Source organism: Streptomyces sp. NPDC030183, assembly GCF_055573455.1.
This window is the reverse complement of the sequence record NZ_JBVIBK010000004.1, coordinates 131,893-157,641: the sequence shown is the minus strand read 5'-3', so window position 1 is coordinate 157,641 and position 25,749 is coordinate 131,893. Positions and strand designations below refer to the sequence as shown.

Annotated in this window: 19 protein-coding genes and 1 pseudogene; 9 read left to right on the top strand and 11 right to left on the bottom strand. The window is 72.4% G+C overall.

The genetic code is table 11. The features are described 5' to 3' along the window. Positions 1 to 68: 68 nt before the first annotated feature. Complete coding sequence (locus ACZ4Z2_RS06775) at positions 69 to 1,121, top strand: LacI family DNA-binding transcriptional regulator (protein ID WP_468073091.1); 1,053 nt, start codon at positions 69 to 71, stop codon at positions 1,119 to 1,121. Between the two features lie 166 nt (positions 1,122 to 1,287). Here ACZ4Z2_RS06775 and ACZ4Z2_RS06770 read toward each other — a convergent pair whose 3' ends face one another. Continuing rightward, entirely contained in the window at positions 1,288 to 2,082 is a 795-nt protein-coding gene (locus ACZ4Z2_RS06770) for a MerR family transcriptional regulator (RefSeq protein ID WP_468073360.1), read from the bottom strand. A 115-nt stretch (positions 2,083 to 2,197) separates the two neighbouring features. After that, positions 2,198 to 2,734: pseudogene (locus tag ACZ4Z2_RS06765) on the bottom strand (VOC family protein). Between the two features lie 367 nt (positions 2,735 to 3,101). On the opposite strand from ACZ4Z2_RS06765, the gene ACZ4Z2_RS06760 reads away from it, so the two are divergent. Both ACZ4Z2_RS06760 and ACZ4Z2_RS06755 read left to right on the top strand, forming a co-directional pair. After that, positions 3,102 to 4,490 carry an alpha/beta hydrolase gene (locus ACZ4Z2_RS06760; RefSeq protein WP_468073089.1) on the top strand — a complete coding sequence of 463 codons (1,389 nt, stop codon included), beginning with the start codon at positions 3,102 to 3,104 and terminating at the stop codon, positions 4,488 to 4,490. Between the two features lie 157 nt (positions 4,491 to 4,647). Then, positions 4,648 to 5,271: a TetR/AcrR family transcriptional regulator gene (locus ACZ4Z2_RS06755; RefSeq protein WP_468073087.1), complete on the top strand. Its 624-nt coding sequence runs from the start codon at positions 4,648 to 4,650 to the stop codon at positions 5,269 to 5,271. Here ACZ4Z2_RS06755 and ACZ4Z2_RS06750 read toward each other — a convergent pair. Both ACZ4Z2_RS06750 and ACZ4Z2_RS06745 read right to left on the bottom strand, forming a co-directional pair. After that, positions 5,189 to 6,637, bottom strand: a complete 1,449-nt coding sequence (locus tag ACZ4Z2_RS06750; RefSeq protein WP_468073085.1) for an MFS transporter — start codon at positions 6,635 to 6,637, stop codon at positions 5,189 to 5,191. The two genes, ACZ4Z2_RS06755 and ACZ4Z2_RS06750, sit on opposite strands and share 83 nt — an antisense overlap. A 341-nt stretch (positions 6,638 to 6,978) precedes the next feature. Then, positions 6,979 to 10,200, bottom strand: coding sequence for a cytochrome P450 (locus ACZ4Z2_RS06745; protein WP_468073083.1), 3,222 nt, complete (start codon positions 10,198 to 10,200; stop codon positions 6,979 to 6,981). A 217-nt stretch (positions 10,201 to 10,417) separates the two neighbouring features. On the opposite strand from ACZ4Z2_RS06745, the gene ACZ4Z2_RS06740 reads away from it, so the two are divergent. After that, a complete protein-coding gene (locus ACZ4Z2_RS06740; RefSeq protein WP_468073081.1) occupies positions 10,418 to 10,603 on the top strand; it encodes a hypothetical protein in 186 nt (61 codons plus the stop codon). 51 nt (positions 10,604 to 10,654) lie between these two features. Here ACZ4Z2_RS06740 and ACZ4Z2_RS06735 read toward each other — a convergent pair whose 3' ends face one another. Next, positions 10,655 to 10,789: a hypothetical protein gene (locus tag ACZ4Z2_RS06735; protein WP_468073080.1), complete on the bottom strand. Its 135-nt coding sequence runs from the start codon at positions 10,787 to 10,789 to the stop codon at positions 10,655 to 10,657. A 208-nt stretch (positions 10,790 to 10,997) separates the two neighbouring features. Here ACZ4Z2_RS06735 and ACZ4Z2_RS06730 point away from each other — a divergent pair, with 208 nt between their 5' ends. Beyond that, the gene (locus ACZ4Z2_RS06730) at positions 10,998 to 12,491 is read left to right on the top strand and encodes a cellulase family glycosylhydrolase (RefSeq protein WP_468073078.1); all 1,494 of its coding nucleotides are present in this window, start codon (positions 10,998 to 11,000) and stop codon (positions 12,489 to 12,491) included. Between the two features lie 52 nt (positions 12,492 to 12,543). Here the strand turns inward: ACZ4Z2_RS06730 and ACZ4Z2_RS06725 are convergent, their stop codons facing one another. Genes ACZ4Z2_RS06725 through ACZ4Z2_RS06700 form a run of 6 tightly spaced genes read right to left on the bottom strand, consistent with a single transcriptional unit; the run spans position 12,544 to position 20,016 of the window. Further along, positions 12,544 to 15,222 carry a non-ribosomal peptide synthetase gene (locus tag ACZ4Z2_RS06725; protein ID WP_468073076.1) on the bottom strand — a complete coding sequence of 893 codons (2,679 nt, stop codon included), beginning with the start codon at positions 15,220 to 15,222 and terminating at the stop codon, positions 12,544 to 12,546. Between the two features lie 29 nt (positions 15,223 to 15,251). After that, positions 15,252 to 16,076 carry an SDR family oxidoreductase gene (locus tag ACZ4Z2_RS06720; protein ID WP_468073074.1) on the bottom strand — a complete coding sequence of 275 codons (825 nt, stop codon included), beginning with the start codon at positions 16,074 to 16,076 and terminating at the stop codon, positions 15,252 to 15,254. Positions 16,077 to 16,111: 35 nt separating this feature from the next. Continuing rightward, entirely contained in the window at positions 16,112 to 16,822 is a 711-nt protein-coding gene (locus ACZ4Z2_RS06715) for a thioesterase II family protein (RefSeq protein WP_468073072.1), read from the bottom strand. 20 nt (positions 16,823 to 16,842) lie between these two features. Next, a complete protein-coding gene (locus ACZ4Z2_RS06710; protein WP_468073070.1) occupies positions 16,843 to 17,961 on the bottom strand; it encodes an LLM class F420-dependent oxidoreductase in 1,119 nt (372 codons plus the stop codon). A gap of 49 nt (positions 17,962 to 18,010) precedes the next feature. Next, positions 18,011 to 18,934: an ABC transporter permease gene (locus tag ACZ4Z2_RS06705; RefSeq protein ID WP_468073068.1), complete on the bottom strand. Its 924-nt coding sequence runs from the start codon at positions 18,932 to 18,934 to the stop codon at positions 18,011 to 18,013. Next, complete coding sequence (locus tag ACZ4Z2_RS06700; RefSeq protein ID WP_468073066.1) at positions 18,931 to 20,016, bottom strand: ABC transporter ATP-binding protein; 1,086 nt, start codon at positions 20,014 to 20,016, stop codon at positions 18,931 to 18,933. Before ACZ4Z2_RS06700 ends, ACZ4Z2_RS06705 begins: the two co-directional genes overlap by 4 nt. 139 nt (positions 20,017 to 20,155) lie before the next feature. Here ACZ4Z2_RS06700 and ACZ4Z2_RS06695 point away from each other — a divergent pair, with 139 nt between their 5' ends. The 4 genes from ACZ4Z2_RS06695 (at position 20,156) to ACZ4Z2_RS06680 (ending at position 25,748) form a co-directional block, all read left to right on the top strand. Next, the gene (locus ACZ4Z2_RS06695) at positions 20,156 to 21,913 is read left to right on the top strand and encodes a fatty acyl-AMP ligase (protein WP_468073064.1); all 1,758 of its coding nucleotides are present in this window, start codon (positions 20,156 to 20,158) and stop codon (positions 21,911 to 21,913) included. Further along, complete coding sequence (locus tag ACZ4Z2_RS06690) at positions 21,910 to 23,565, top strand: acyl-CoA dehydrogenase family protein (RefSeq protein ID WP_468073062.1); 1,656 nt, start codon at positions 21,910 to 21,912, stop codon at positions 23,563 to 23,565. Before ACZ4Z2_RS06695 ends, ACZ4Z2_RS06690 begins: the two co-directional genes overlap by 4 nt. Further along, complete coding sequence (locus ACZ4Z2_RS06685) at positions 23,562 to 25,292, top strand: acyl-CoA dehydrogenase (RefSeq protein WP_468073060.1); 1,731 nt, start codon at positions 23,562 to 23,564, stop codon at positions 25,290 to 25,292. The genes ACZ4Z2_RS06690 and ACZ4Z2_RS06685 overlap by 4 nt, the downstream gene beginning before the upstream one ends. Positions 25,293 to 25,463: 171 nt before the next feature. After that, complete coding sequence (locus ACZ4Z2_RS06680) at positions 25,464 to 25,748, top strand: acyl carrier protein (RefSeq protein ID WP_468073058.1); 285 nt, start codon at positions 25,464 to 25,466, stop codon at positions 25,746 to 25,748. The last annotated feature ends 1 nt before the right edge of the window (position 25,749 follow it).

Below are 25,749 nucleotides of genomic sequence, written 5' to 3'. Positions count from 1 at the left end.
CCCGCTCTCCCGTCTCCGGCCGAAGGCCGCGGCCGGAGAGGAGAGCCCTTCAGGAGACGGTTTCCTCCATGGCAGCGAACCGCCGCCCCACCCTGGCCGATGTCGCCCGAGAGGTGGGGGTCAGCGCCAAGACGGTCTCCCGGGTCCTCAACGAGGACGGGCCCGTCTCCGCGCGGACCAGGGAGCAGGTACTGGCCGCAGTGGCGAAGCTCGGCTTCCAGCCGAACCTCATGGCCCGCAACATCCGCGTCGGCGGCCCGGACACCACGATCGGGCTGGTCATCCCCGACCTCGCCAACCCCTTCTTCGGGGCGGTCGCCCGGGCCATCGAGGACACCGTCGGCGACCGCGGACTGACGCTGCTCATGGGCTCGTCCGCGGACGACCCCGTGCGGGAACGGGCCCTCACGGACAAGTTCCTCGCCCGCCGGGTCAGCATCCTGATGGTCGTCCCGTCCGTGGGCGCCGACCACTCCCATCTGAAGTCCCACCGCACGGCGGGGCTGCCCGTGGTCTTCCTCGACCGGCCCGGGGTCGGCCTGGTCACCGACAGCATCGTCAGCTCCAACCGGGCCGGGGCCCAGGAGGGCGTCGCGCACCTCGTCGCCCACGGGCACCGCAGGATCGGCTTCGTCGGCGACCTGCCCCCGAAGCTGTACACCCGCCGTGAGCGCCAGGCGGGCTACCGCTCGGCACTGCTGGAGGCGGGCCTCCCGCACGACCGCGCCCTCGTCGCCAACGCCCACGACCAGAAGGGCGCCGAGGCCGCGACCGCCCAGCTCCTCGCTCTGGCCGATCCCCCGACCGCCCTGTTCGCGGGCAACAACATCATGGCGCTGGGCATCGTGGCGGAACTCGCCCGCAGCAAGCGCAAGGAGGTCGCCGTGGTCGCCTTCGACGACGTGGCGCTCGCCGAGGCGCTGGAGCCGGCCCTGACCGTCGTCGCCCAGGACGCGGAGGAACTCGGCCGGGCGGCCGCGACCACGGCCCTGGCCCGCCTCGACGGTGACCGGGGCCGGGCCCGGACGATCACCGTCCCCACCCGCCTGATCATCCGAGGCTCGGGCGAACAGCCCGCCCCCCGGCCGCGGCCCCGCACCGCGCAGCCCAGCGCCGGGTAGGCCGGCACTACGTCGGGGGAGGCCGATCGAGCGGCGTACGAGTGCCGTCCGCGGTTACCGGCACCGCACCACCCGACGCCGCCGGCCCGCACCCGTGCAGCCCCGCACCGCGTGTGTTCGCCCCTGGCCGGCCGGGGCGGCGAGACGTGGTCTTCCCCCCGGGGCTCTACTCCCAGGTCGCGGTGTCCGGGTCGATGTCGTGGGCGCGCGCGTCGGCGTCGACGGCGCGACGGAACCAGGCGGCGAGGCCGGGGCGGACGCCGTCGTAGTGGGCGGCGAACCCCGGGTCGGCCTCGTACCTGCGGGCGAGGCAGACCTGCATCCGCCGGGTGAGGGGGAAGTACGCGGAGAAGACCTCGCGGTGCCGCTCGACGAGCCGGTTCGCCTCCGGATCACCGGGGGCGACACCCGCGTCCATCGCCTCCCCGAGGGCACGTTCGAGGCCGGCGGCGGAGTCGGCGACGGCCTGCCACTCCTCCGGGCCGCGCGAAGCGGAGCGTTCGGCGTACTGCTGCCACTGCTCCGTGTCCCCGTAGCGCCGCCGGGCCTCGGCGGGCCAGTCCGGGTTCCATGCCGGGCCGAAGATCGCCGCCTGCTGCTCCACGGTCAGCAGCGGGCCGCGCTCATGGGCGTCGATCATCCGGTCCAGTCCGGTACCGAGCCGCCGGAGGCGGTCGATCCGTTCGGTGACCCGGGCACGCTGCGCGCGCAGCGCGGCGGACACCTCGGCGGTCGCGTCGTCCAGGATGGACCGGATGCCGTCGAGGCCGACGCCGAGTTCGCGGTAGACGACGACACGGTGGAGGCGTTCCATGTCGGCGGGGGTGTAGAGCCGGTATCCGCCGGCCGTGCGCAGTGACGGCCGCGCCAGACCGATCTCGTCCCAGTGGTGCAGCGCGCGGACGGTCACACCGAGCCGCGCCGACACCTGACCGACGGTCAGTCCGTCGCTGTCCGCCATCGTGCCCGTGCCCGTGCCCGTGCCCGTGCCCGTGCCCGTGCCCGTGCCCGTGCCCGTGTCCGTGTCCGTGTCCGTGTCCGTCTCCATGTCCGCGTCCGCGTCCGCGTCCGTCGCATCAGGCATGGCCCCCATTGTCACGGTGACCGTCGCCCGGTGGGGTGATGCCGACTGCCGCGAGGTTCCGCGCCTCCTCACTCGCCGGATCGAAGGGCTACGCCGCGGTCAGGACGATCCGCGCGTTCTCCGGGGTGGTCACCACCACGTCGCGGGTGTTCCAGGGAGTGTCCCGCGGCCCGTCGACCGAGTCCGGGCGCAGGGAGCGGCAGTCCTCGACGAGGGAGTCGACCTGGCCGAGCAGGCACGCGAAGCTGACGCCGAGCGCCGGCGCCTGCTCCGGAACGCTCTCCGCCGGGACGAGGAGCACGTCCTGGAACACCCAACGGCGCAGGTGCACCACCCTGCCCGGGATGCTGAACAGTTCGAAGAACCCCAGACCGCGGCCCCAGAAGTCCACCGAGGCCGCCACATCGGTCGTGGGGATGGTGACGAACGCCGGCATCCCGTAGATGCCGCGGAACGGCTCCGGCGGAACCGCGTCGGGGCCGGGAGGCGGCACGGGGCTCATCTCGAACGCGTCGTAGTAGTCGCTCATGCGCCCACTCAACGGCCTCACGCCGCGTGAAGGTCAAGCCGATCCGGCCAGCCCTCGTCTGAGTGGACATCATGTTTGTTGCTTCGCACGCCAGTTGGGATCATGCTGTGACGCCTTTGAACTCCTGTCTCCTGGAGGGACATCCGTGTCATCCCACCCCCCACTGGCCCGATCCACCGCTCGTCCCAGACGGCGCGGGCGAATCACCGTCGGCGCCCTGGTCACCGCCCTGTTCGGGCAGTTGCTCACCGGAACCGCGGTCGCCGCTCCCACGGCCGAGACCCCGTCGCCCGGGCGCATAGCCTGGGAACCCTGTGAGTCCCCCTCCGGTCAGGGCACCTTCGAGTGCGCCACCCTCACTGTGCCCGTGAACTGGAAGAAGCCGCGTGGCGCCACCCTCGACCTGGCGCTCACCCGTCATCTGGCCACCAACCCCGCGCGCAGGATCGGCTCGCTCCTGATCAACCCCGGCGGCCCGGGCGGCTCCGGCGTGGACTTCGCGTTCGGGGCGCCCGAGAGCTTCTCGCCCGCGCTCCTGGAGCGCTTCGACATCGTGGGCTTCGACCCGCGCGGCGTCGCCCGCAGCAACCCGGTGCGGTGCGACGGCGACCTGGTGGCGGCGCAGTCGGAACTGCTCTACCCGGACAGCGCCGCGTCCTTCACCTCCCTGCGCCGCGCGAACCGCGCCCTCGGCAAGAACTGCCGCGCCCTCACCGGCTCCCTCGTCGACCACATGGACACGGGGAGCGTCATCCGCGACATGGACGCGATCCGCGCCGGTCTCGGCGAGAAGCGGATCAGCTACTACGGCGTCTCCTACGGCACCGGCATCGGCCAGCAGTACGCCGAGCGCTACCCGCACCGCGTCCGTGCGATGACGCTCGACTCCAACATGGACCACAGCCTGGGCACCTGGGACTACCAGAGGACCGAGACGATCGCGATGGAGGAGTCGTACGGCCAGTTCGCCGACTGGTGCGCCCGTACGCCCGCCTGCGCGCTGCACGGCCAGGACGCCCGCGCCCTGTTCGACTCGCTCTACAGGCGCGCGGCCGCCGGCGAGCTGGTCCTGCCGGGCGACCCGCCGCACACCGTGACCACCCAGGAGCTCCAGGGCGCGGCGTTCGGCAACATGTACGACCCGGCCGTCTGGTTCGAGTTCGCCCAGTACCTCGCCGACCTGAACGCGGGCGCCCCCGCCCCGGCAGGACCCCTCAGGCAGCGCGGCGAACCGACGGAGTTCCCGTACCTCCCGGTGACCTGCCAGGACTACGACTTCGACGTCCCCTCGTACGGCACGCTCGCCCGCTACGAACGCAAGCTGGCCCGGCTCGCCCCGGTCACCCGGCTGAGCTCCCTGGCGTGGACCGATCTGACCGGCTGCCAGGACTGGCCGGCCGAGGTGGCCAACCCGCCGCACCGGCTCCGTGTCGACGGCACCCCGAAGATCCTCGTGACCAACAGCCGCTACGACGTGGCGACACCGTACTCCTGGGGCTCCAACGCGGCCCGGCAGATCGGCCGTGAGGCCGTCCTCCTCACCTACGACGGCGTCGGCCACGGCGACTACTGGCTGAGCCCGTGCGCACGGAAGGCCATCGACAGGTACCTGCTCACCCTGAAGACCCCGCGCAAGAACACCCACTGCCCCGCGATCTGGCCGGCCGCCCCCACCGCCCAGCGCCAGTCCCCGAGCGGCGACCTCATCAACCCGCTGCCCGGCCTGCTGAGCACAGGCCGCCTCGGACAGCACTGAGCACCCATGTGATTCCCTGAGGATCGCTGCATGACAGAGGTCCCCTCCCGCTCCCGGCGGGAAGCGGGAGGGGACCGGTCGTGACGCACCGGCCCGGGACCACTCTCCGACATGATCGAACGACTTGTTCGCGGGACTAAGTCGGTATAGTGGATTTATGGCTCACGTTTCCGCGGCAGAGCGCCGTCCCCAGCTGATCAAGGCCGCCATCGACCTCATGACGAGGGAGGGCGTGGCCGCCGGCAGCACCCGTGCCATCGCGGCCGAGCTGGGCGTGGCCCAGGCCACGGTGCACTACACCTTCGGCACCAAGGAAGACCTGTACCGCGCGGTCATGGAGCAGCTCACCCACGATCTGATCGCCCAGGTCGAACGGGCGGCGCCCACGGACGCCGGCTTCGAGGAGACGGTCGCGGCACTCGCCGCCGCCCTGTGGCGGACCGTGCGCGAGCAACCGACCACGCACCTACTGCTGACCGAACTGACCATGTTCGCGCTGCGGACGCCCCGGCTGAAGGAGACCCTGGAGGGCCACTACCGCGAGGTGACGGCCGTGACGACGAAGCTGGTGGCCGAGGCGGCCGAGCGTGCCGGTCACCGGCTGGCCCAGCCGCCGGAGACCCTCGCCCGTTTCTTCCTCGCCGGCTTCGACGGCCTCTCGTCGCAGCGCCTCTCCCTGCCCGACGAGGAGGCCGAACTCACCTGCCTCCAAGCCCTGGTCTCCGCCGTCGTCGCCCTCGCGGGCGGCCGGATGGAGTTCGTGCCCCTGCCGACGCAGTGACCAGCCGATGCACGGATGAGCCGATAGCTGACGAGCCGATGAGCTGACAGGACGCGAGAAGGGGTCGGCGCGGACGGTCTTCGTCCGCGCCGACCCCTCGGCAGTTGATCGGCAGGTCCGTGGGCACGCTCCGGCCGTGCGGCCTCCTCAGCCCGCCGGCACGCGTCCGGGCTGGGGCGCGGCGGCGGTCCGCCCACTGGCCACCGTCATCCTCAGCAGGGGCAGCGAGGCGAGGCAGGTGCCGCTCGCCAGGGGCGATGCTCAGTACGCCGGCCCCGGCCCCGTCGAGCACGGCGCCGACGGCCAACGGACCCACGCCGGTGCCCAGCGCCCCCGCACCGCTGAGGGAGGCGACCAGCCGACCGGTCGGGTCGAGGAGCGCCGCCGCGGCCAGCATCTGCACCAGGACGGCCAGTTGGCAGCCCTGCCAGAGGACGGCCGCCACGGTGAAGAACACGGGGTCGTGGGTGAAGATGAGGACCGCCATCGCGAGGGACTGCGCCAGGACGAAGGCGGCCATCGACCGCATGCGCCCGAAGTACCGCGCGGTGACGGGCCCCACGACCGCGCCGACGAGTGCCACGACGCTGGAGACGGCGAGGACGGCCGACACGGCCGAGTGCGACATGCCGGTGTGCTGGCGCCCCAGGACCGAGGCGTACGACCACGCGCCCTGGGTGACGGCCCACAGGAGCCCGGTACCGACGAGCAGCACGACCGACGGCCTCGACGACGCCGCCCTTCGCCCACCGGCGGACCCGGCGCGCGGCGGCGTGGGACCGGCGCCCGTCGCTGTGGGACCGGCGGGGCCGTCGGGGAGCCGCCGCACCAGCGGCCAGGCTGCGAGACAGCACAGCGCCATGAGCAGGAAGCCTGCGCCCTCCCCCAGGTCGTGGTTGGCCATGGGCACGCCCATGATCAGCAGCGCCGTCACCCCGACGACACCGCAGATGGTGACCGCTGACGCCTTGTCGGCGTCGTCGGTGGCGGCGAGCGCGGCCGTGGCCGCCGCGTAGACCGCGCCCAGACCCGCGCCGAGGACCAGGTTGGCGAGGACCAGGGTGACCGGGTCGGTGGCCGCCGCCGCGCCGAGGAAGCCGACGCACGAGACGGCCAGGCCCAGACGGGCCATCCGCACCCGCCCCGGCCGCGCCGCCCGCCCGGCCAGCAGGAGCGTGACGACGGCGGTCGCCATCAGCTGGGTCGCGGCCACGAGGCCGGCGGCGGAGTCGGACAGCGTGAAGCGTGTCGCGAAGTCGTCGACGAAGACGGGCATCACGTTCGCTCCGCCGTTGCCCAGGGTCACCCCGGCGACGAGGGCGACCGCCACGCCGAAGGTGAGAGCGGAACCGCCGCGCGCGTTCACCGTCCGCTCCTTCGAGGGGTGGTGGGTAGGGCAGCTGGTCGTCGGCGGGGCGCCGAGCGTGCGATGAGCATGAGAACCTCACGAGTTCGTCAGCAGGGATTCAGGAGCACGGGTTCAGGAGGGCGCGGGAGGCGGCGCGGTGCGAAAGAGACAGGGCCACGGATGTGGGGGGTGTCCGTGACCCTGTCGGTCTGTGGCCAGGTGGCGCGGCGTTGTGGTGGCGCAGTGACGCGGCGTTGTGGTGGCGCGGTGGTGCGGCGTTGTGGTGGCGCGGTGGCGCGGTGGCGCGGCGTTGTGGTGGCGCGGTGGCGCGGCGTCGTGGTGGCGCGGTGGCGCGGTGGTCAGCCGGCCCAGACGTCCTCGACATAGGTCCCGGACTCGATCAGGGCGTTCAGCCAGGCGCTCGCCTCGTCGTCCCCGGCACCGGTGTGCGTGCGGTAAATCGCCATGAACGCCTCCCGCACGGCGGGGGCCATACGGCGGCCGTCGCCGCAGACGTAGACCCGGCCGCCGGCCTCCAGGACCCCCCAGACCTCGTCGCTCTCCTTGGCGATGCGGTCCTGGACGAAGCGGGCCCCGTCCTCGGGCGCGCAGGAGAAGGTGGGCCGCATGCTGACGGCTCCGGCGGCCTCGGCCGCCTCGAACTCCGCGCGGTGCAGGTAGTCGACGTCGGGATGGTCGCAGCCGAAGTAGCACAGCAGGGTGCCGTTCGACCGGGCGTGGTGGCGGTCGAGGACGGCGCCGCGGAAGGGGGCGAGACCGGTGCCCGCGCTGACCAGGATCACCGGCACCGAGTCGTCCTCGGGCAACCGGAAGGTCTCACTACAGGGCAGTACCCGGGCCTGGACCGTGTCGCCGGCGCTCACCGTCTGGAGGTAGTGCGAACCGATGCCGCGGAAGGTGCCCTCGCCGCCGCGGTGGGGCGCGGCGAGCAGCGACACCATCAGGTCGACCTCGCCGGGCGAGGCCGCGGCGGACGAGGAGATCGAGTAGTGGCGCGGGCGCAGCACGGGCAGCAGCTCCAGGAAGACCTCGAACGGCAGCTCGCAGGCCCGGTACTTCTCCAGCAGGTCGAGGAGGCTGCGTCCGGCGGCGGTCACCTGCTCGCGGAAGGTCTCCTCGTCCGCCGAGGCGAGTTCGGCCAGGGGACGCTTCTCGGGCGGGCACGCGGTGTGCGCGGCGAGGAGGGCGACCTGCTCCCGGGTTGCGGGGTCCTGGAGTTCGACGAAGTCGGTGAGCAGGCGGCGCAGGGTCAGCGGGCGGTCGACGGGCAAGGCGCCCCGGCTGCGGCGGCGGGCCCGGAGCCGGACGGTGCGGTCCAGGTCGAGGGAGAACCGATCGGCCACCCGCCGGACGAGGTCGGCCGGGTTGCTCGGGAGCACGGCGAGGTGGTCGCCGGTGCGGTAGGTGACGCCCTCGGGCAGCCGCAGCTTGAGGAAGCGCTTGGAGCGGCCCAACCCGTGGTTCATGTCGACGAGTTCACCGGCGTCGAGCACCTCCATCGGCTGGACGCCGTGGCGTGCGGCGAGCACGCCGATGACCGACTCGGTCGCGTCCTCCAGTTCGTACAGTCCCGTGCCCTGGTCGTCCTCCGGTTCGGCGGCAGCCGCTTCCCCGGCGGTCCCGTACCGCTCCAGCAGGGTGGTCCACAGGTCGGCGGTCCAGCGGTCCACCGTGCCGGCGAAGTCACCGGCGGCGTCGGCGGCGCCGCGCTCCAGCAGCGGTGTGGCGCCCGCGGCGGCGAGCCGCTCGTCGATGAGGGTGGGCACGCGCTGGTAGGTGGCGGCCCAGTTGCGGTCGCCGACACCGAGTACGGCGTACCGGAGGCCGTCGAGCGCGCCGGGCTCCAGCCCTTCCAGCCAGGTGACGAACTCGGCGGCGTCGTCGGTGGGCCTGCCGTTGTAGGAGGCGGCGACGATCACGACCGGCCCGTCGGCCGCGGCGAGCTTGCCCACGGCGTCGTCGAGGGGGGCGACGGAGGCGGTGAAGCCGCGCTCGCCGCCGTCGTCGGCCAGGTCGCGGGCGATGCCCACGCAGGTGCCCAGGTTGGAGCCGTGCAGGAGGGTCAGCGCGGTCCCGGCGGCCCGTCGGACGGCGGGGCGGTCCTTGCCGGCGACGGCAGTGGCGGCGGCGTGGGCCCGGGCGGCGGGCAGGCGCCGCTCGTCGCCGGTGCGCCGGGCCAGGTTCAGGGTGAACTCGTCCGGCTTGAGGGTGAGCGACTGCTTGATCTTCAGCCGGTAGTTGGTGTGGTCGATCAGACGGTAGCGGTGGATCACCAGCGCGAGGACCAGCGTGGCCTCGTGCAGCGCGAACTGGCGGCCGATGCAGGCGCGTTCACCGTTGCCGAACGGCTTGAACAGATGGACCGGCCGCTCCTCCTCCCGTTCGGGCAGGAACCGGTCGGGGTCGAACAGTTCGACGTTGTCGCCCCAGGCGGGGTCGCGGTGCAGCTGCGGGATGAGGATCTGGATCGACTCGCCCTTGCGCACGGCGTACTTCCCGCCGATGACCGTGTCCTCGATCGGCTCCACCGCGAAGGCGGGCGCCGTCGGCCACAACCGGAGGCTCTCGTTGAGCACCTGGCGGATGTACGTCAGCTTGCCGATGTCGCCGTAGTCGGGCTCGGGGGCGTCCGTGTCACCCCACAGGGCGTCGACCTCGGCCTGGGCGCGGGCGAGGACTTCGGGGTGCTTGGTCAGGTAGTAGAGGGCGAACGACAGCGCCCCGCTGGTGGTCTCGTGACCGGCGATGAGGAACGTGATGGCCTGGTAGCGGATGTTGACGTCGTCCAGCGGCTCGCCCGTCACCGCGTCACGGGTGTGCAGCATCCGCCCGAGCAGGTCGTCGGTGCTCAGGTCCCCGGACTCCCGGCGCTGCCGGATGACTTCGTCGACAAGGCCCTCCATCAGGGCCACGTCCTCACGGAACTGCTCCGCCTGTTTCCACTTGAACAGTTCCGCGCCAGGGATGGACTCCCCCTTGTCCTGGGCGAAGGCGAGCGCCCGGGCGAGCGCGGTGACGAAGGGGTGCGGCTCGTCGCGGTCGAACGACTCGAAGTCGTAGCCGAAGCCGCACAGGCCGATCGTGTCGAGCGTCAGGCGCGTCATGTCGTCGGCCACGTCCACGGGCTCCGCGCCGGCCGCCGCGTCCCACTTGCCGATGAGCTGCCGGGCGACCCGGAGCATCGTCGCGTGGTAGCCGCGCATCGCGCCGAGTGAGAACGCCGGCATCAGGACGTCGTGCGCCTTCCGCCAGTTGGGCTCGTCGTTGTACGCGGTGAACAGTCCGTCGCCGCCGATGCCCCGGAGGATCACCAGGTCGGGGTGGACGTTCTTGCGGAACCGGCTCTCGTCGGCCAGCTCGGTGACCAGGTCGAGCCCGGAGGCGAAGTTGATCTCGTTGCCGAACACGCGGAGCTTGAACAGCGGCCCCAGCTCCCTGGCCTCCTTCATCACATAGAGCAGGCCGTCGGCCCCACTCGGGATGTCGAACGCGTGGCCGACCAGAGGCAGGGCGGGCCGCTGGGGGATCGGTTCGGTTCCGCGCAGGGTCTCGTGGGTCATGAGCTTGCCTTTCGCTCCGCACAGGCTGTCGATGACTAGAACCATACAAGCGACCTTGTCACTCGACAATGTCGCTCGATTGTGGCGCCTGACACAGTCAATCGCTTGATCGAGTGCCCTCATCGGCTCCCTAGCCGCGCTGCTCTTCCGGCTCCGAGGACCCGACCTCGCTCCCACACTCGACGAGACCCTGCGCCTGCCCGGTCTCACGTCCGCGGTGGTCACGGACGCGAAGTCGGTCTTCGTCACCGGCCTGCACGCGGCGGTGGCGGTGGCCGGCCTCCTCCACGTCGCGCTCGGCGTCCTGGCGCTTCGCCGACTGCCCAAGACCGCGGCCGAGCAGCCGGCCTGGGGCGCCCTGGCCGAGGAGGAGTTCGAACGGGTGGAGAGCACGCCTCGTTGACGACACCGGTCCCGGCGGCGCGGACACCGTCCGCTCGAAGAAGGGGACGGCTCACCCCATGCCGTCCGCGTCGGGAATCCGCGGGCCGGCGATGACGTCGGGCGGGGCCAGGGCCGGCAGGAGGCCGCGCCCCATGTCGGTGATCCGTCGCGGCGGGTCGGCGCGGCCCGTGGAGAGCTGGGACACAACCCCGTCCAGGTCTGGGGCCGCGTAGCGTCCCCCGCCCGGCATCACTCTTTCAAGCCAGTAGTTGACTTGAATAGCATGAGCCTTTTCTCTCCGACCGACCACTCGGTATTCAGAAGTCAACAGAATGCGCATTGACTTTTATAAGTCACTGATTTGACGATGATGTTTCGCGCTCATCGATCCCTTAACGCAACGAGGAGATCAGGTGAAACGTCGTCATGTTTTGGTGGCCACCGGAGCCGCCGGTGCGCTCATCCTGGGTGGTCTTGCCCTCGCCACCCTGCCGGCTTCGGCAGCCGCGACCGGCTGCTCGGTCGCCTACAAGGTGCAGAGTCAATGGCCGGGAGGGTTCAACGCGGACCTGGCCATCACCAATCTCGGCTCCCCCGTACGAGGGTGGACCGTGACGTTCGACTTCCCGGACGCCGACCAGAAGGTCACCAACGGCTGGAGTGCCACGTGGACCCAGTCCGGAAGCCGCGTGTCCGCCACCAGCCTCGACTGGAACGCGGCTCTGAATACCGGCGGTTCGGCTTCCATCGGGTTCACCGGCGCGTGGAATGGCGCCAATCCGGAACCCGCGTCCGTCGCGCTGAACGGCGTGACCTGTACCGGCTCGACCTCCCCGTCTCCCAGCCCCACCGCCACTCCGACCGGCGGTCCCAGCGGTCCGGCCCCGGAGCTGAAGGTGTCCGGCAACAAGATCGTCACCGCGAGCGGCAAGCCGTACCGGCTGCTGGGTGTGAACCGCTCCAGCGGTGAATACGCCTGTGTGCAGGGCAAGGGGCTGTGGGACGGCGGCCCGGTCGACCAGGCTTCCGTCGACGCGATGAAGACCTGGAACATCCACGCGGTACGCCTGCCGCTGAACGAGGAATGCTGGCTCGGCATCAACGGCTCACCCAAGGGCGCCACGTACCAGCAGGGCGTCAAGGACTACGTCGACCTGCTGGTGGACAACGGCATCACCCCGATCCTCGACCTGCACTGGACGCGGGGCGCCTATGCCGACGGGCCGGACTGGCACTGCAAGGACACCACCGCGACCTGCCAGAAACCGATGCCGGACGCGCAGTACGCCCCCCAGTTCTGGACGAGTGTCGCCAACGCCTTCAAGGGCGATGACGCCGTCGTCTTCGATCTGTTCAACGAGCCCTACCCGGAGATCGCCGGCGACTGGGACAAGACCGTCGGCTGGCGGTGCTGGCGGGACGGCGGTACCTGCACGGGCCTGTCCTACGAGACGGCCGGCATGCAGGACCTGGTCGACGCGGTCCGGACCACCGGCGCGACCAACGTCCTGATGCTGGGTGGCCTGGAGTGGGCCAACGACATGCGCGAGTGGCTGGCGCACATGCCGACCGACCCGCTGAACAACATCGCCGCGTCGTGGCACGCGTACAGCTTCAACGCCTGTGCGACCGCATCCTGCTGGGACAGTCAGATCGCGCCGCTCGCACAAAAGGTGCCGGTCGTCATCGGAGAGTTCGGCCAGGACAACTGCGGCTTCGACTACATGCGGCGGTTGGTGGACTGGGCCGACGCGCACGGCACGGGGTATCTCGCGTGGACCTGGAACCCGTGGGGCTGCAGCACGGGCGCCGTTCTCATCAAGGACTGGGCGGGCACCCCGGAGCCGGGCGTGGGCGAGGGCCTGAAGTCTCACCTGCTCAGCCAAGACCCCTATACGACCTCGTGAAGGAGGGGTGCGGCCGTGATGCCGGTGGCCGCACCCCGCTGCCGGCGTACGGTCACTCCCCCGGCGTGCTCAGGTTCGCCGCCGTGGCCCTGATCGTCGGGTGGCGGTACAGCTCGCGGAGTCGGAGGGAGGGGAGGCCGCGGGCGCGCAGGGCCGCGCCTATGCGGACGGCGAACAGGGAGTTGCCGCCCAGTTCGAAGAAGTCGTCGTCGGGGGTCACGGGCACGCCCAGCACCTCGGTCCAGATCTCGCACAGGGTGCGGGTGAGGTCGTCGTCGGGGGCGGACTGGTGCGGCTGTGCGGTACTCGCCGGCCCGCGCCGTACCTCCGGCGGGGGGAGTTTCGACGGGTCGAGCTTGCCGTTGGGTGTCAGCGGGAGCTTGTCGAGGGCGGTGACCGTGGCGGGGAGCATGTACTCGGGCAGGATGTTCGCGGCCCGTTCGCGGACCGCGGCGGGGTCGCCGCCCGGGGACAGCGTCACGTACGCGTCGATACGGGCGGCGGCCGCGTCGGAGGGGTCGTCGCGGTGGACGACGGCGGCGGCCGTACGGACGTCGGGGTCCTCCAGCAGGACGGCACGGATCTCGTCGAGTTCGATACGGAAGCCGCGGATCTTGACCTGGCTGTCGATCCGGCCGAGGTGTTCGAGGCGCCCGTCCGGGCGCAGCCGGCCCAGGTCGCCGCTGCGGTACATCGTGCCGCCGGTGAACGGGTCCGGCACGAACCGCCGGGCCGTCAGCTCCTCCTGCCCCAGGTAGCCGAGCGCGACGCCGGCCCCGCCGACGCAGATCTCGCCCGCCACGCCCGGTGGCAGCAGCCGGCCCTCCTCGTCCCTGACGTACAGGTGCCAGCCGGGCAGGGCACGGCCGACGGAGCGGGTGGCGGCCAGGGCCAGCGTGCGGGTGAGTGTCTGCTCGGTGACGTGGACCGTCGTCTCCGTGATGCCGAACATGTTCACCACCCGGCAGGTCGACTCCGGGTGGCGGTCGAACCAGCGGAGCATCATGCGGGCGTCGAGGGGTTCGCCGCCGAAGACGACCAGGCGGACGCTCAGCTCGCTGTGGTCGGTGTCCAGGAGCTGGGCGAAGGCCGACGGTGTCTGGCTGAGCACCGTGACCTTCTCGGAGGTCAGCAGGTCACGGAAGCGGTCGGGTTCGCGGGAGACGAAGTACGGCACGACGACCAGGCGGCCACCGGTCAGCAGGCAGCCCCAGATCTCCCACACCGAGAAGTCGAAGGCGCTGGAGTGGAACGAGGTCCACACGTCCTCGGGGCCGAGGCCGTACTCGTCGCGGGTGGCGTCGATCAGGGCGATGACGTTGCGGTGGGGGACGAGGACGCCCTTGGGGCGGCCGGTGGAGCCGGAGGTGTAGATGACGTAGGCCGGGGTGTCCGGAGTGTGCCCGGGGGTGGGGGCGGTGGTGCTGTGGGGGGCGGCCGTGTGCCCGGCCGCGTCCCGCAGGTCGTCCGGGGACGTCGGTGCGCAGCCGGGGACCGCCGGGAACTCCGGGTGGCGGGTGATCACGACACCGATGCCCGCGTCCCGTGCCGTGTGGGCGAGGCGGTCCGCCGGGTAGGCGGGGTCGACCGGGACGTAGGTCGCGCCGGCCTTCAGGACGGCGAGGAGGGTGATGACCAGTTCGGCGGTGCGGTCCAGGCAGACGCCCACCCGGTCGCCGGCGGTGACGCCTCTGGCGCGCAGTCCCTCGGCCAGCTTCGTCGCGTGGGCGTCGAGTTCGCGGTAGGTGAGGCTGGTGGTGCCGTCGGTGACGGCGATGCGGTCGGGGGCGGTCGTCGCGATGCGGGCGAAGGCGTCCGGGATGGTGGTCGGGGTGGTGTGCAGCGGACGGGGCGGGCGGCCCAGGGCGGCGATGCGGGTCCGTTCGGCGTCGTCGAGGAGTTCGACGTCGCGCACGGGTGTTCGGGGGCGGCGCAGGACTTGATCGTGTACGTGGGCCAGGTGGCGGGTGAACTGGACGGCGATCTCCGGGGACACATGGCTGCCCAGGTGGTCGCAGCGAAGGTGAGGGCCGTGGGAGTCGTGGACGACGGAGAAGGTCAGGGGGAAGGGCGGGGCCAGGCAGGGGGTGTACTCGCCGGGGAGGGCACGGTCGGTGAACAGCAGCCCGGCGAGAGCGGCGCCGCCGGGCTCGGCGTCCGCCGGAGAGGGCTTCAACTCGGCCAGTGTGGAGGCGGGTTCGCAGGAGAAGGTGCCGTGGTCCGTGCCGATGACGGGGGCTGTCCGGGGGTCGTAGCGGTGCAGGGTGACCCAGAGGGCGCTGAGCCAGCTGTCCTCGTCGCCCACCTCGTCCAACGGGAGGGTGTGGTGGCTGTGGGCGGCCGTGTCGTCGGTGGGCAAGCCCCACGCGGGGGCCGGTGGGAGGGTGGGGGCGCTCGCCCGGACACCGTCTGCCCCGGCACCGCTCACCCGGACGCCGCTCGCCCCGGCGGCGGGAAGGCCGACCCCGACCGCCGCCAGGCCGGTCAGGGCTTGCCCGTCCCACCGGTGCCGGTCGGCCACGGTGATCAGGTCGCAGGAGCCGTCGCCGTAGCGCAGCAGGACTCGCCGCACGTCCTCGGCGGGGCGGGCCAGTTCGGCGGCGCGGCGGCGTTCGGCCAGCGGGTGGGACGACGGGGCGGGCACGTCCTCGATCCACAGGTCCGGCAGGCCGGCCAGGTCGGGGACGGCCTCGAAGGGGAGGCGCAGGGCGTGGCAGTGGGGCGCGGACAAGGCGCGTACTCCTCGGTGTTCGCGGGGCTTCAGCGCGCGCTGAAGCCGCCGTCCACGGTCAGGACGGAGCCGGTGATCCGGCGGGACTCGTCGGAGGCGAGGAAGACCACCGCGGCGGCCACGTCCTCGGGTTCGACGAGGGCGTTCATGGGCTGGGCCGCCAGGAAGGTCTGCTCGTGCTCGTGGACGGGGACGTCGAGGGCCCGGGCGATCTCGGCGAGCATGCGTCCCTCGGCGGTGGCGTCGTCGCGTACGGACCCGGGGCAGACGGCGTTGACGCGTACCTTCGTCGGCGCGTAGTCCAGGGCGGCGGCCTTGGTGAGTCCGACGACGGCGTGCTTGGCGGCGACATAGCCGGCGAAGTGGCGGTAGCCGACCAGACCGGCGGTGGAGGCGATGTTGACGATGCTGCCGGCGCGGCGGGCGCTCATGGCCTTGCCCACCTCGCGGATGACACGCCAGGCCCCGGAGAGGTCCACGTCGATCATCAGCGACCACTCGTCCTCGCTGATCTCGTGCACCGGCTTGCCCGACGGCGCGGCGATGCCGGCGTTGTTGACGGCCACGTCGATCCGGCCGAAGCGGTCCTCGGCGCGGGTGACCGCCTCCCGTACGGCGCGGGTGTCGCGGATGTCGGCCTCGGCGGTGAGCACGGCGGCGCCCGCCGCGCGGCACAGGGTGGCCGTGTGCTCCAACTGGCCGGGTGTGCCCAGCGGGTAGGGCACACCGGGCAGGTCGGCGCAGATGTCCACCAGGGTGAGATCGGCGCCCTCGGCGGCGCAGGCGACGGCGGTGGCTCTGCCGAGTCCGCGGGCGGCGCCGGTGATGAGGACCGACTTGCCGTGCAGACGCATGGGGGTGCTCCTTGGGTACGAAGGGGGGCGGGTGGTCACAGCACCGTCGAGGCGATCAGGCGGATCAGGGCGGGCGCCGTGTCCGTCAGGTACATGTGGCCGCCGGGGACCTCCAGGTGATCGAAGTCGCGGCCGGCCACCTTGCTCCAGGACTCGGCGTCGTCGTAGGAGACCAGGTCGTCGTCCTCGCCCCGGATGACCGTCAGGGGCGCGTCCAGGGGCAGGTCGGTGCCGGGGGTGTAGCTCTCGTGCATCTCCACGTCCGCGCGCAGGGCGGGCAGGATCATCTCGCGCATCTCCGGGTCGTCCAGCGCGGGATGGTGGTAGCCGGCGAACTCGGCGACCCGGGCGAGGAATTCCTCGTCGGACAGGCCGGTCGCGTGGCGCTCGCGGCCCCGGGCCGGTTCCGGGGAGCCGCTCACGAACAGGTGGACGAGTTCGACGCGGGGCTCGGCGGCCAGGCGGTGGGCGAGTTCGTAGGCGAGCACGGCGCCGAGGCTGTGGCCGAAGAGAGCCACTCGGGTGTCGCCGCCGTCGAGCCGTTCCGTCAGCTCGGCCAGCAGGCCGTCGACCGCCCGGTGCACGTCCCGGTACGGCTCCTCGTCGATCAGGCGTTCCCTGCCCGGCAGTTGCAGGGCGACGATCTCCAGCGTGTCCGCGGCCAGGGTCTTCCAGGGGCGGTAGAACGAGGCGCCCGCTCCGGCGTACGGGAGGCAGACCAGCTGGGTCGTGGCGGGGGAAGTCATGGGTGGGGGTGTCTCCTTGTTCAGCGCTGGTGGTGGGGGGCGAAGGCGAACAGCCCGGTGAGTTCCGCCGCCTCGGCCGCCGTGCGTAGTGCCTGGGCCGCGCGGTTAGGGCCGGGCATCCCGGGGCCGACGGGCATGACGTTGAGCGTGGTGACGCCGGCCTCGGCGTACTGCGCCATCCGCTCGGCGATCCGCTCGCGCGGCCCCAGCAGCGAGGTGGCGTCGAGGAATTCCAGCGGTACGGCGGCCATGGCGCCCGGGTAGTCGCCGGCCAGGAACCTCTCCTGGACGGTACGGGCCTCGGCACCGAAGCCCATGCGCTCGGCGAGCAGGGTGTAGTGGTTGTCGTCGCGGCCGCCCATACCGCCCAGGTACAGGGCGGCGTAGCCGCGGACGCGCCGGGCGCACGCCCGCCAGTCGGTGCCGGTCACGAGGGGGACGCTGGGGGCGATGTCGAAACAGGGGCCGTCGGGGCCCTCGGACGCGCCGAGGGTGCGTCCGGACCTGGCCAGCCCCGCCCGCAGCGCCTGGAGTTGCTTGCCCGCGTGCTCGGGTGAGAAGAACACCGGCAGCCAGCCGTCGGCGATCTCCCCGGCCAGTTCCAGGTTCTTCGGGCCGAGGGCGGCGAGGTACACGGGGATGTGCTCGCGCGGCGGGCGGATGGTCAAGGAGAGCGCCTTGCCCGGCCCGTCGGGGAGCGGCAGCGTGAAATGGGTTCCCTCGTAGGCGAGCGGCTCACGGCGCAGCGCGCGGCGCACCAGGTCGACGTACTCCCGGGTACGTCCCAGCGGCGACGCGAACCTGACGCCGTGCCAGCCCTCCGAGACCTGGGGGCCGGAGACGCCCAGGCCGAGGCGGACGCGGCCCTCGGAGAGGGTGTCGAGGGTGGCGGCGGTCATGGCCGTCATGGCGGGCGAACGGGCGGGGATCTGCAGGACGGCGGTGCCGACGTCGATGCGGGTGGTGCGGGCGGCGATCCTGGTCAGGACCGTCACGGCGTCGGAACCGAACGCCTCGGAGACCCACACCGCCGAGTAGCCGAGTTCCTCGGCGAGTTGGGCGAGAGCGAGCTGGGAGGCGTCGTTGCCACCGACCCAGTAGCCGAGGTTGAGGCCGAGCCGTAAGGAAGGGGCGGTCATGGGGACTCCTGTGCGTATGGCGCGTGTCCGGTGCGGGCCGGGGACGGGCTCAGTGGCCCGTGCGGGTGCGGTAGCGCCACGTCGAGAGGGTGGTGAAGACGGCGATGAGCAGCACCGAGCAGGCCACGGTGTAGAGCGCGGGGTGCTGGGCGGGCCAGCCGTGCTGCGCGGGGAAGCCCGGCGGGGGCGTGTTGCCGAAGAGCCGGCGCAGGGCGCCCGCGAGCGAGGTGATCGGGTTCCAGGCGGCGACGGTGGCCAGCGGGCCGGGGAGGGTGGTGCCGGAGACGAAGCCGGAGGAGATGAACGTCGCCGGGAACAGCCAGATCAGGCCGAGGCTGCTGGCGACCTGGGTGTTCGGGGCGACGAGGGCGACGAACACGCCGATCCACGACATGGCGAAGGCGAACAGCAGCACCAGCAGGATCCCGGCGGCCACGTGGAAGGGCCCGTTGAGCGGGCGCCAGCCCATCAGCAGGCCGCAGGTGGTGGTGACGGCGACGCTGGCCACACAGGTGGTCAGGTCGGAGGTCGTCCGGCCGAGCAGCAGGGCGACCCGGGAGATCGGCAGGGTGCGGAACCGGTCGACCATGCCCTGCTCCAGGTCCCTGGCGAGCCCGACCGTGGTGAACGAGGTGGTGAAGGCCACCGTCTGGGCGATCAGTCCGGCCACCAGATACGAGCGGTAGGCCGGGCCTCCCAGGCTGTTGCCGAAGACGTAGCCGATGAGCAGGGCGAACAGGACGGGCTCGAACAGACAGGAGATGAGCAGTCCGGGGCTGCGCCGCAGGTGCAGCAGGTTGCGCAGGGCGAGGTCGGTGCTCTCCGCGGCGACCCTGACCACGAGGTGGCGTCGGGGGCCGGCCGGGCGGTAAGGACGGGGGTCGCCGCCGGCTGCGGCGGCTCGGCCGCTTCCCGTGCCGGTTTTGATGCCGGTTCCGGCACCGGTGTGGGCCGTACGGGCGGGCGCGCTCACCGCGTCACCCCCGACTGCGAGCCGGCCTCGCCGTGCGGGACGTCGAGCGGGACGTCGTGCGCCCCGGATCGCTCGCGTCCGGGCCCGCGCGCCGGGCGCGGTCCCCCGACGGCGGGTCCCGTGCCCTTGCCGGAGCGTGCGGCCCGCCCGGTCAGCCCGAGGAACACGTCGTCGAGCGTGCACCGGTGCAGTCCCACCTCCAGCACGTCCACCCCCTCTTCCTCCAGGGCGGCCAGCGCCCGGCTCAGCGCCGCCCTGCCGTCGGTCACCGCGGCCTCCACCCGCCGGGCCCGGCGGTCGACGGCCGGCGTCACGCCGGTGGCGCGGGCGGCGGCCCGGGTGGCGGGGGTGAGGTCGCGGTCCTCGGCGACGTGGAGGACGAGGCGGTTGCCTGCCGCGGCCTTCAGCGCGTCGCTGGTGCCCTCGGCCACCACCCGGCCCTGGTCGATGACGGTGATCCGGTCGGCGAGGCGGTCGGCCTCCTCCAGATACTGGGTGGTGAGCAGGACGGTGGTGCCGTCGGCGACGAGTTCGCCGACCGCCTCCCAGGTGTCCAGCCTGCTCTCGGGGTCGAGTCCGGTGGTGGGCTCGTCCAGGACGATCAGGGGCGGGGCGCCGATGAGGGCGGCGGCCAGGTCGAGGCGGCGGCGCATGCCGCCGGAGTAGGTGCCCGCCGGGCGGCCGGCCGCGGCGGTGAGGCCGAATCGGGACAGCAGGTCGTCGGCGACGCGGCGCGCGGTGCGGCGGCCCATCCCCCGCAGTCTCGCGATCAGATACAGATTCTCCGAACCGGTGAGCATACCGTCGACCGTCGAATACTGGCCGGCCATACCGATGGTCGCGCGCGCCTTTTCCGGCTCTTTCGCGACATTCCAGCCGTTCACGAAGACCTGTCCGGAGTCCGGTCGCAGCAACGTCGTCAGAATTTTTACCAGAGTGGTTTTGCCTGCGCCATTGGGGCCCAGCAGGGCCATGACCTCTCCCGGGTGAACCTCCAGTTCAACTCCCCGCAATGCATGGTTCCCTCGGAATTTCTTGTGTAAGTCCCGGATAAGGATGGTCGACGTGGTCGTCTGATGCACAGGTCCGTTCTACGCCGCTCGCCCTGCCACGTCGACCCAGGTAGTCCCAAGGATCCTTGGCTGTTCGATGGCGTTTCTTTAGGTTCGCTTGGACATTCTGTTGTCGTTCCATGGATCATGATCATCTACGGTCTGCCATGTGCCAGAATTAATCACGTCGCTCAGGGAACGTGCGGCCCGTGATCCGCACGAACCGGCCGTATTCTTTGTTTCCGGTTCCCACGAAATTCACGGCTCCAGCCGAACCTTCTCGGAACTCGAACTAAGTGCCCGGCGCACGGCCTCATGGCTGCAGGAACGGTACGAGCCCGGCGACCGGGCCCTTCTCGCCCATTCACCGGGACTCGAATTCGTCACCGCTTTCTTCGGCTGCCTCTACGCGGGCCTCATCGCGGTACCCGCCCCGGTGCCGGCCCGCTCCGGGCACCAGCACCGCCGTCTCGCCGCCATCGCACGGGACGCGGGCGTACGGGTGCTCCTCACCCAGGAGGAGGACCGGGCGACCCTGGAGAAATGGGCCGCCGAGGCGGGCGTCGACGGTCTGACCGTCCACACCACCGACGCCGGCGACGGCGATCCCTCCGCGTGGTCCGAGCCCTCGGTCTCACCGGACACGGTGGCGCTGCTGCAGTACACGTCCGGATCGACCGGCGACCCCAAGGGGGTCATGGTCAGCCACGGCAACCTGCTCACCAACGGGCAGCGCATCTTCGGCTCGATCGGCGTGGACGGCTCCGCCCGCGCCGGAGGGTGGATACCCCTCTACCACGACATGGGCCTGATCGGCCTGATGCTGCCCGGCATCCTGCTCGGCCGGGGGTACGCGCAGCTGGACCCGGTGAGCTTCCTGCGCAATCCGTACCAGTGGCTGCGGATGATGGACTCACTCGACGTCAACATCACGGCCTCGCCCGACTTCGGCTACGACATGTGTGTCCGCCGGGTCACCGACGAACAGCTCGCCACCCTGGACCTGTCCCGTGTCGCCGCCGCCGTCAACGGCTCCGAGCCCGTGCGGGCCGGCACCCTTGACCGTTTCCAGGAGCGGTTCGGACCCGTGGGATTCCGGCCCGAGGCGATGCTCCCGATGTACGGCCTGGCGGAGGCGACCCTGATGGCCTCCGGAACCGGCGGACGCAGGCCGGTGACCACACCGGTCGGCGCGGAGGGCCTGGAACGGGGACTCCTCGCCCCGGCCACGGCCACGGAGCCGTCCCGGACACTCACCGGCTGCGGGGCGGACACCGGCTCACAGGCCCTGATCGTCGATCCGGACACCGCGCGGCCACTGCCGGACGGGCGCATCGGTGAGATCTGGCTCAGCGGCCCCTGTGTGGCCGGGGGCTACTGGCGCAACGAGCCCGCCACGCAGGCCACGTTCGGTGCCCGCACCGCCGACGGCCGGGGACCGTTCCTGCGCACCGGCGACCTCGGCGGCCGGCTCGACGGCGACCTGTACATCACCGGCCGCCGCAAGGAGGTCCTCGTCGTCCACGGCCGCAACGTGTACCCGCACGACATCGAGGACGAACTCCGCCTGCGCCACGAGGAGCTGGACGACCTGCTCGGTGCGGTGTTCCTGGTCGGCGGCGCCGACGGCGTGGCAGCCGAACCCGCGGTCGTCGCCGTGCACGAGATCCGTCCGCAGCCGGACACCGAACGGCTGCGCTCACTCGCCACCGCCATGAAGCAGACCATCGCCCGCGAGTTCGGCGTGCCCGTCGGCGCCGTCGTCCTGGTCCGGCCGCGCTCGGTCCGCCGGACCACCAGCGGCAAGATCCAGCGCTCGGCGATGCGCGACCTGTACCTCTCGGGACAGCTGGAGCCCTTCTTCCTCAGTGAGGACCCGCGGCTCACCTCCGCACTCGCGGCCCACCGCGAGCGGGGCCCGCGATGACCACGGCGAGCGCCCTGGACGCGCTGCTCACCGGGGACGGGACCGAAGCGGTGGACGACGCCTTCTCCCCCGCGGCGCTCGCCGCGCTCGACGCGGACGAGGAGTTCCCGTCCCGGGCGGTCCTCGCCCTGGACGAGGCAGGGCTCCCCGCCCACTACGTCCTGTCCGACGGCGCCGAACTCAGCGAGACCGTACGGCTGTTGCGGGCGGTCGCCCGCCGGGACCTGACCGTGGCGATCGCCCACGGCAAGACGTTCCTCGGGACGGCCCCGGTGTGGGTGGCCGGCACGGCGGAGCAGATCACCGGCCTGGCCGGGCGGGTGCGCGCCGGGGACGCCGTGTGCTGGGGGCTGACGGAGCGCGGACACGGCGCCGACCTGCTCTCGGGTGAACTCACGGCGGTTGCCGAGGACAGCGGCGGCTGGCGGCTCGACGGCGAGAAGTGGCTCATCAACAACGCCACGCGAGCCGCCCTCGCCTGTGTCCTCGCCCGCACCGACCCGGCCGGCGGCGCACGCGGCTTCAGCCTCTTCCTGGTGGACCGGGAACGCCTGCCCGAAGGGAGCTGGCGGAACCTGCCCAAGATCCGCACCCACGGCATCCGCGGCGCCGACATCAGCGGCTTCGCCCTCGACGGCGCCCGGGTCCCCGCCGACGCGCTGATCGGCGGGGAGGGCGACGGGATCCCGATCGTCCTCAAGACCCTCCAGCTCACCCGGATCGCGGTCGGCGCCCTCTCCCTCGGCGCCGCCGACCACGCCCTGCGCCTGGCCCGGGACTTCGCCACCGGCCGCGCACTGTACGGCCGCCGGCTGGCCGACATCCCGCACGTACGGCGCGTGCTGGGCCGGGCCGCCACCTCCGCGCTGCTCGCCGAGGCCGTCAGCCTGCTCGCCACCCGCTCCGCGCACACCCTGCCCGGCGAACTGAGCGTCGTCGCGCCGATCGCCAAGGCGTACGTCCCCACCGTCACCCAGGAGACGCTCACCACCCTCGGCGAACTCCTCGGCGTCCGTGGCTTCCTCACCTCCCCGCCCGGCGGCGGCTTCGCCAAGCTGGAACGCGACCACCGGATCTGCGCGATCTTCGACGGCAGCACCGTGGTCAACCGGGCCGCGCTCCTCAACCAGTTGCCGCGGCTGGCACGGCAGTTGCGTCGCCGGCGAGCCGACACCGACGGGGTGCGCGCCGCCGCCGACCTCACCGCGCCCCTGCCCCCCTTCGCCCCCGACCGGCTGTCCCTCCTGTCCGTCACGGGATGCGGCGCCGTGCAGTCGCTGCCCGACACCGTGGAGCGCGTGCGCCGCACCGGGCCCCCGGAACTGGCCGCGCTCACCGGTCCGCTCCTCGACGAACTGGACCTGCTCGAACAGGAGTCGGCCACCTTCGTGCCGGTCGCCGGCGGCCTCCCCAGCACCGCCTTCGAGCTCGCCGAACGCTATGAACGCGCCTACGCGGCCGCCGCGTGCCTCCTGCTGTGGCAGGAGAACCCCGGCCTGCGCACCGGACCGCTGGGCGCCGGCGCCCTGTGGCCCAGAGCCTGCCTCACCGCCCTCCTCGGCGCCGACGACAACGCTGTCTCGGACGCCATGGCCGGCGTCCTCCTCGACTGGAACGCACCGGAGTTCACGCTCCTGGGAGGTGCCGCGTGACCCCCCTCACGCAGACCGGCCCACCGGCCGCCGGCCCCGCCCCGAAGCGCGCCGACGAACTGGAGCATCTGCTCGGCGCCCTCGACGACCCCGCCAACCCCGTCGGCGCCGCCGCGATCCTCGACGCCGACGAGCGCGCCGAGACGCTCGCCGCCGGGGAGTCGCTGCTCCACGACTACGGACTCAACGCCGAGTTCGTCCCGCCCGAGCACGGCGGACGGCTCGACCGGGCGGACCACCTCGTGGAGGTCATGCGGAGCGTCTACCGCAGAGACCCCGTCCTCGGCCTCGGCTACGGCGCCAGCTCCCTCATCGCCGGCGTCACGCTGTGGACCGCGGGGAACGAGGAGCAGACCGCGTTCGCCGCCCGGACCCTGCTCGACGGCCGCCGTATCGCCATCGCCTTCCACGAGCTGGCGCACGGCAACGACATGGCCGGCACGGAGTTCACGGCGACCGCCGCACCGGACGGGCTGCGTCTGAGCGGACGCAAGGAGGTCGTCACCAACATCCGGCGCGCCGACGCGATGGTCGTCCTCGCCCGCAGCGACCCGCGACCGGGCCCGCGCAGCCACTCCCTGGTGCTCGTCGACCGTGCGAGCGCCGACCCTGGCCGGCTGACCGACCTGCCGCGCTTCGGCACCGTAGGTATGCGCGGCCTCCAGCTCGGCGGTCTGCGGTTCGACGCGTTGGCGGTGCCGGACACCGCGGTCCTCGGCCCCGTCGGTTCGGGCCTGGAGAACGCCCTGAAGGCCCTCCAGATCACCCGCACGGTCCTGCCCGCCATGGCGAGCGGCATCCTCGACACCGGACTGCGTCTCGCCCTGGACCACCTGACGGAGCGCCGGCTGTACGGCGCCCCCGCCACCGACCTGCCCTACGTCCGTGCCCAGCTGACGGCCGTCTTCGCCGACCTGCTGCGCGCGGAGGCCCTGGGCGCGGTGGGCGCCCGGGCGCTGCACCTGCTGCCGGGACAGGCGAGCGTGTACTCGTCGGCGGTGAAGTTCGAGGTGGCCCGGCTGCTCCTGGAGGCCATGGACCGGCTGGCGGAGCTGCTCGGCGCGCACTTCTACCTGCGCGAGGGGACGACCGCGCTGTTCCAGAAGCTGCTGCGCGACCTCGCGCCGGTCGGCTTCGGGCACATCGCCCGCGCCGCCTGCCAGATGAGCCTGCTGCCCCAGCTTCCGCTGCTGGCCCGGCGGTCGTGGTCCCGTCCGGCCGCGGACGCGCCCGGCGACCTGTTCGCGCTCGGGACCGGCCTGCCCGCGCTGCCGTTCGGCCGGCTGGCCCTGCACGCGGCCGGCCGCGACCCGATCGCCGGATCACTGCACGCCCTGGCCGACGCGCCCTGGGCTGCCGGCCACGCCGATCTGCGGGCTGCGACCGAGGCGGACCGGACCGACCTGACCGAGCTGGCCTCCGCATGCGTCCGGCTGGCGCCGGTCGACCTCGGGGTCGACGCCCGCCCCGAGCACTACGACCTCGTCACCCGGTACGTACGCCTGTGGGCCCGCACCGCCTGCCTCCAGGTCTGGCGGCACGCCGACCCCGGGACCTTCCTGGCCGACCCCTCATGGCTCCGTGCGGCCCTGCACCGCTCGGCGCCCGGCAGACGCCGGCCGGGCCCGCTGCCCGGCCCGGTCGAGGCCCCGCTCTTCGCCGAGCTGCTGCACCGGCACAGCGAGCGCCTCTCGTTCGGCCTGACCGGGCGGGCGCTGACCGTGTGACCACCCGGCCGGCCGCACGACCGCGGGACGCCGACACCGCCGTCCGCCGAGCGCCGATCACCTGACCCACCTGACCCACCTGACGCCCGAACGCGTCATGCCGCGCCCCCGCCGGGCCCCCGCACGCCCGGCCCCGCACACCACCCCTCTCGCCCCAGAAGGAAGACCCTCATGACCGCTGGCTCCCGCGACGTCCACACCTGGCTGACCGAGCGCGTGGCGACGTACCTGCGGCGTACGCCGCAGGACATCGACACGTCCATGCCGCTGACGGAGCTCGGCCTGGACTCGCTGACGGCGCTGGCCATCACCGCGGACATCGAAGACGAGTTCGAGGTGACGGTCGACGACGCGCTGACCTGGGACCACCCCACGATCGACGCGCTCGCCAAGGCCCTGGGCGACCTGCTCACGGAGCAGCCGGCGGTCGAGCACACGAGCGAGAAGCGGGCCTGAT

Excerpts from the sequence above, each read along its gene's own strand:
- ACZ4Z2_RS06775 (WP_468073091.1), top strand. The coding sequence starts at position 69 with ATGGCAGCGAACCGCCGCCCCACCCTGGCCGATGTCGCCCGAGAGGTG.
- ACZ4Z2_RS06770 (WP_468073360.1), bottom strand. The coding sequence starts at position 2,082 with ATGGCGGACAGCGACGGACTGACCGTCGGTCAGGTGTCGGCGCGGCTC.
- ACZ4Z2_RS06755 (WP_468073087.1), top strand. The coding sequence starts at position 4,648 with ATGGCTCACGTTTCCGCGGCAGAGCGCCGTCCCCAGCTGATCAAGGCC.
- ACZ4Z2_RS06745 (WP_468073083.1), bottom strand. The coding sequence starts at position 10,200 with ATGACCCACGAGACCCTGCGCGGAACCGAACCGATCCCCCAGCGGCCC.
- ACZ4Z2_RS06720 (WP_468073074.1), bottom strand. The coding sequence starts at position 16,076 with ATGCGTCTGCACGGCAAGTCGGTCCTCATCACCGGCGCCGCCCGCGGA.
- ACZ4Z2_RS06715 (WP_468073072.1), bottom strand. The coding sequence starts at position 16,822 with ATGACTTCCCCCGCCACGACCCAGCTGGTCTGCCTCCCGTACGCCGGA.
- ACZ4Z2_RS06710 (WP_468073070.1), bottom strand. The coding sequence starts at position 17,961 with ATGACCGCCCCTTCCTTACGGCTCGGCCTCAACCTCGGCTACTGGGTC.
- ACZ4Z2_RS06690 (WP_468073062.1), top strand. The coding sequence starts at position 21,910 with ATGACCACGGCGAGCGCCCTGGACGCGCTGCTCACCGGGGACGGGACC.
- ACZ4Z2_RS06680 (WP_468073058.1), top strand. The coding sequence starts at position 25,464 with ATGACCGCTGGCTCCCGCGACGTCCACACCTGGCTGACCGAGCGCGTG.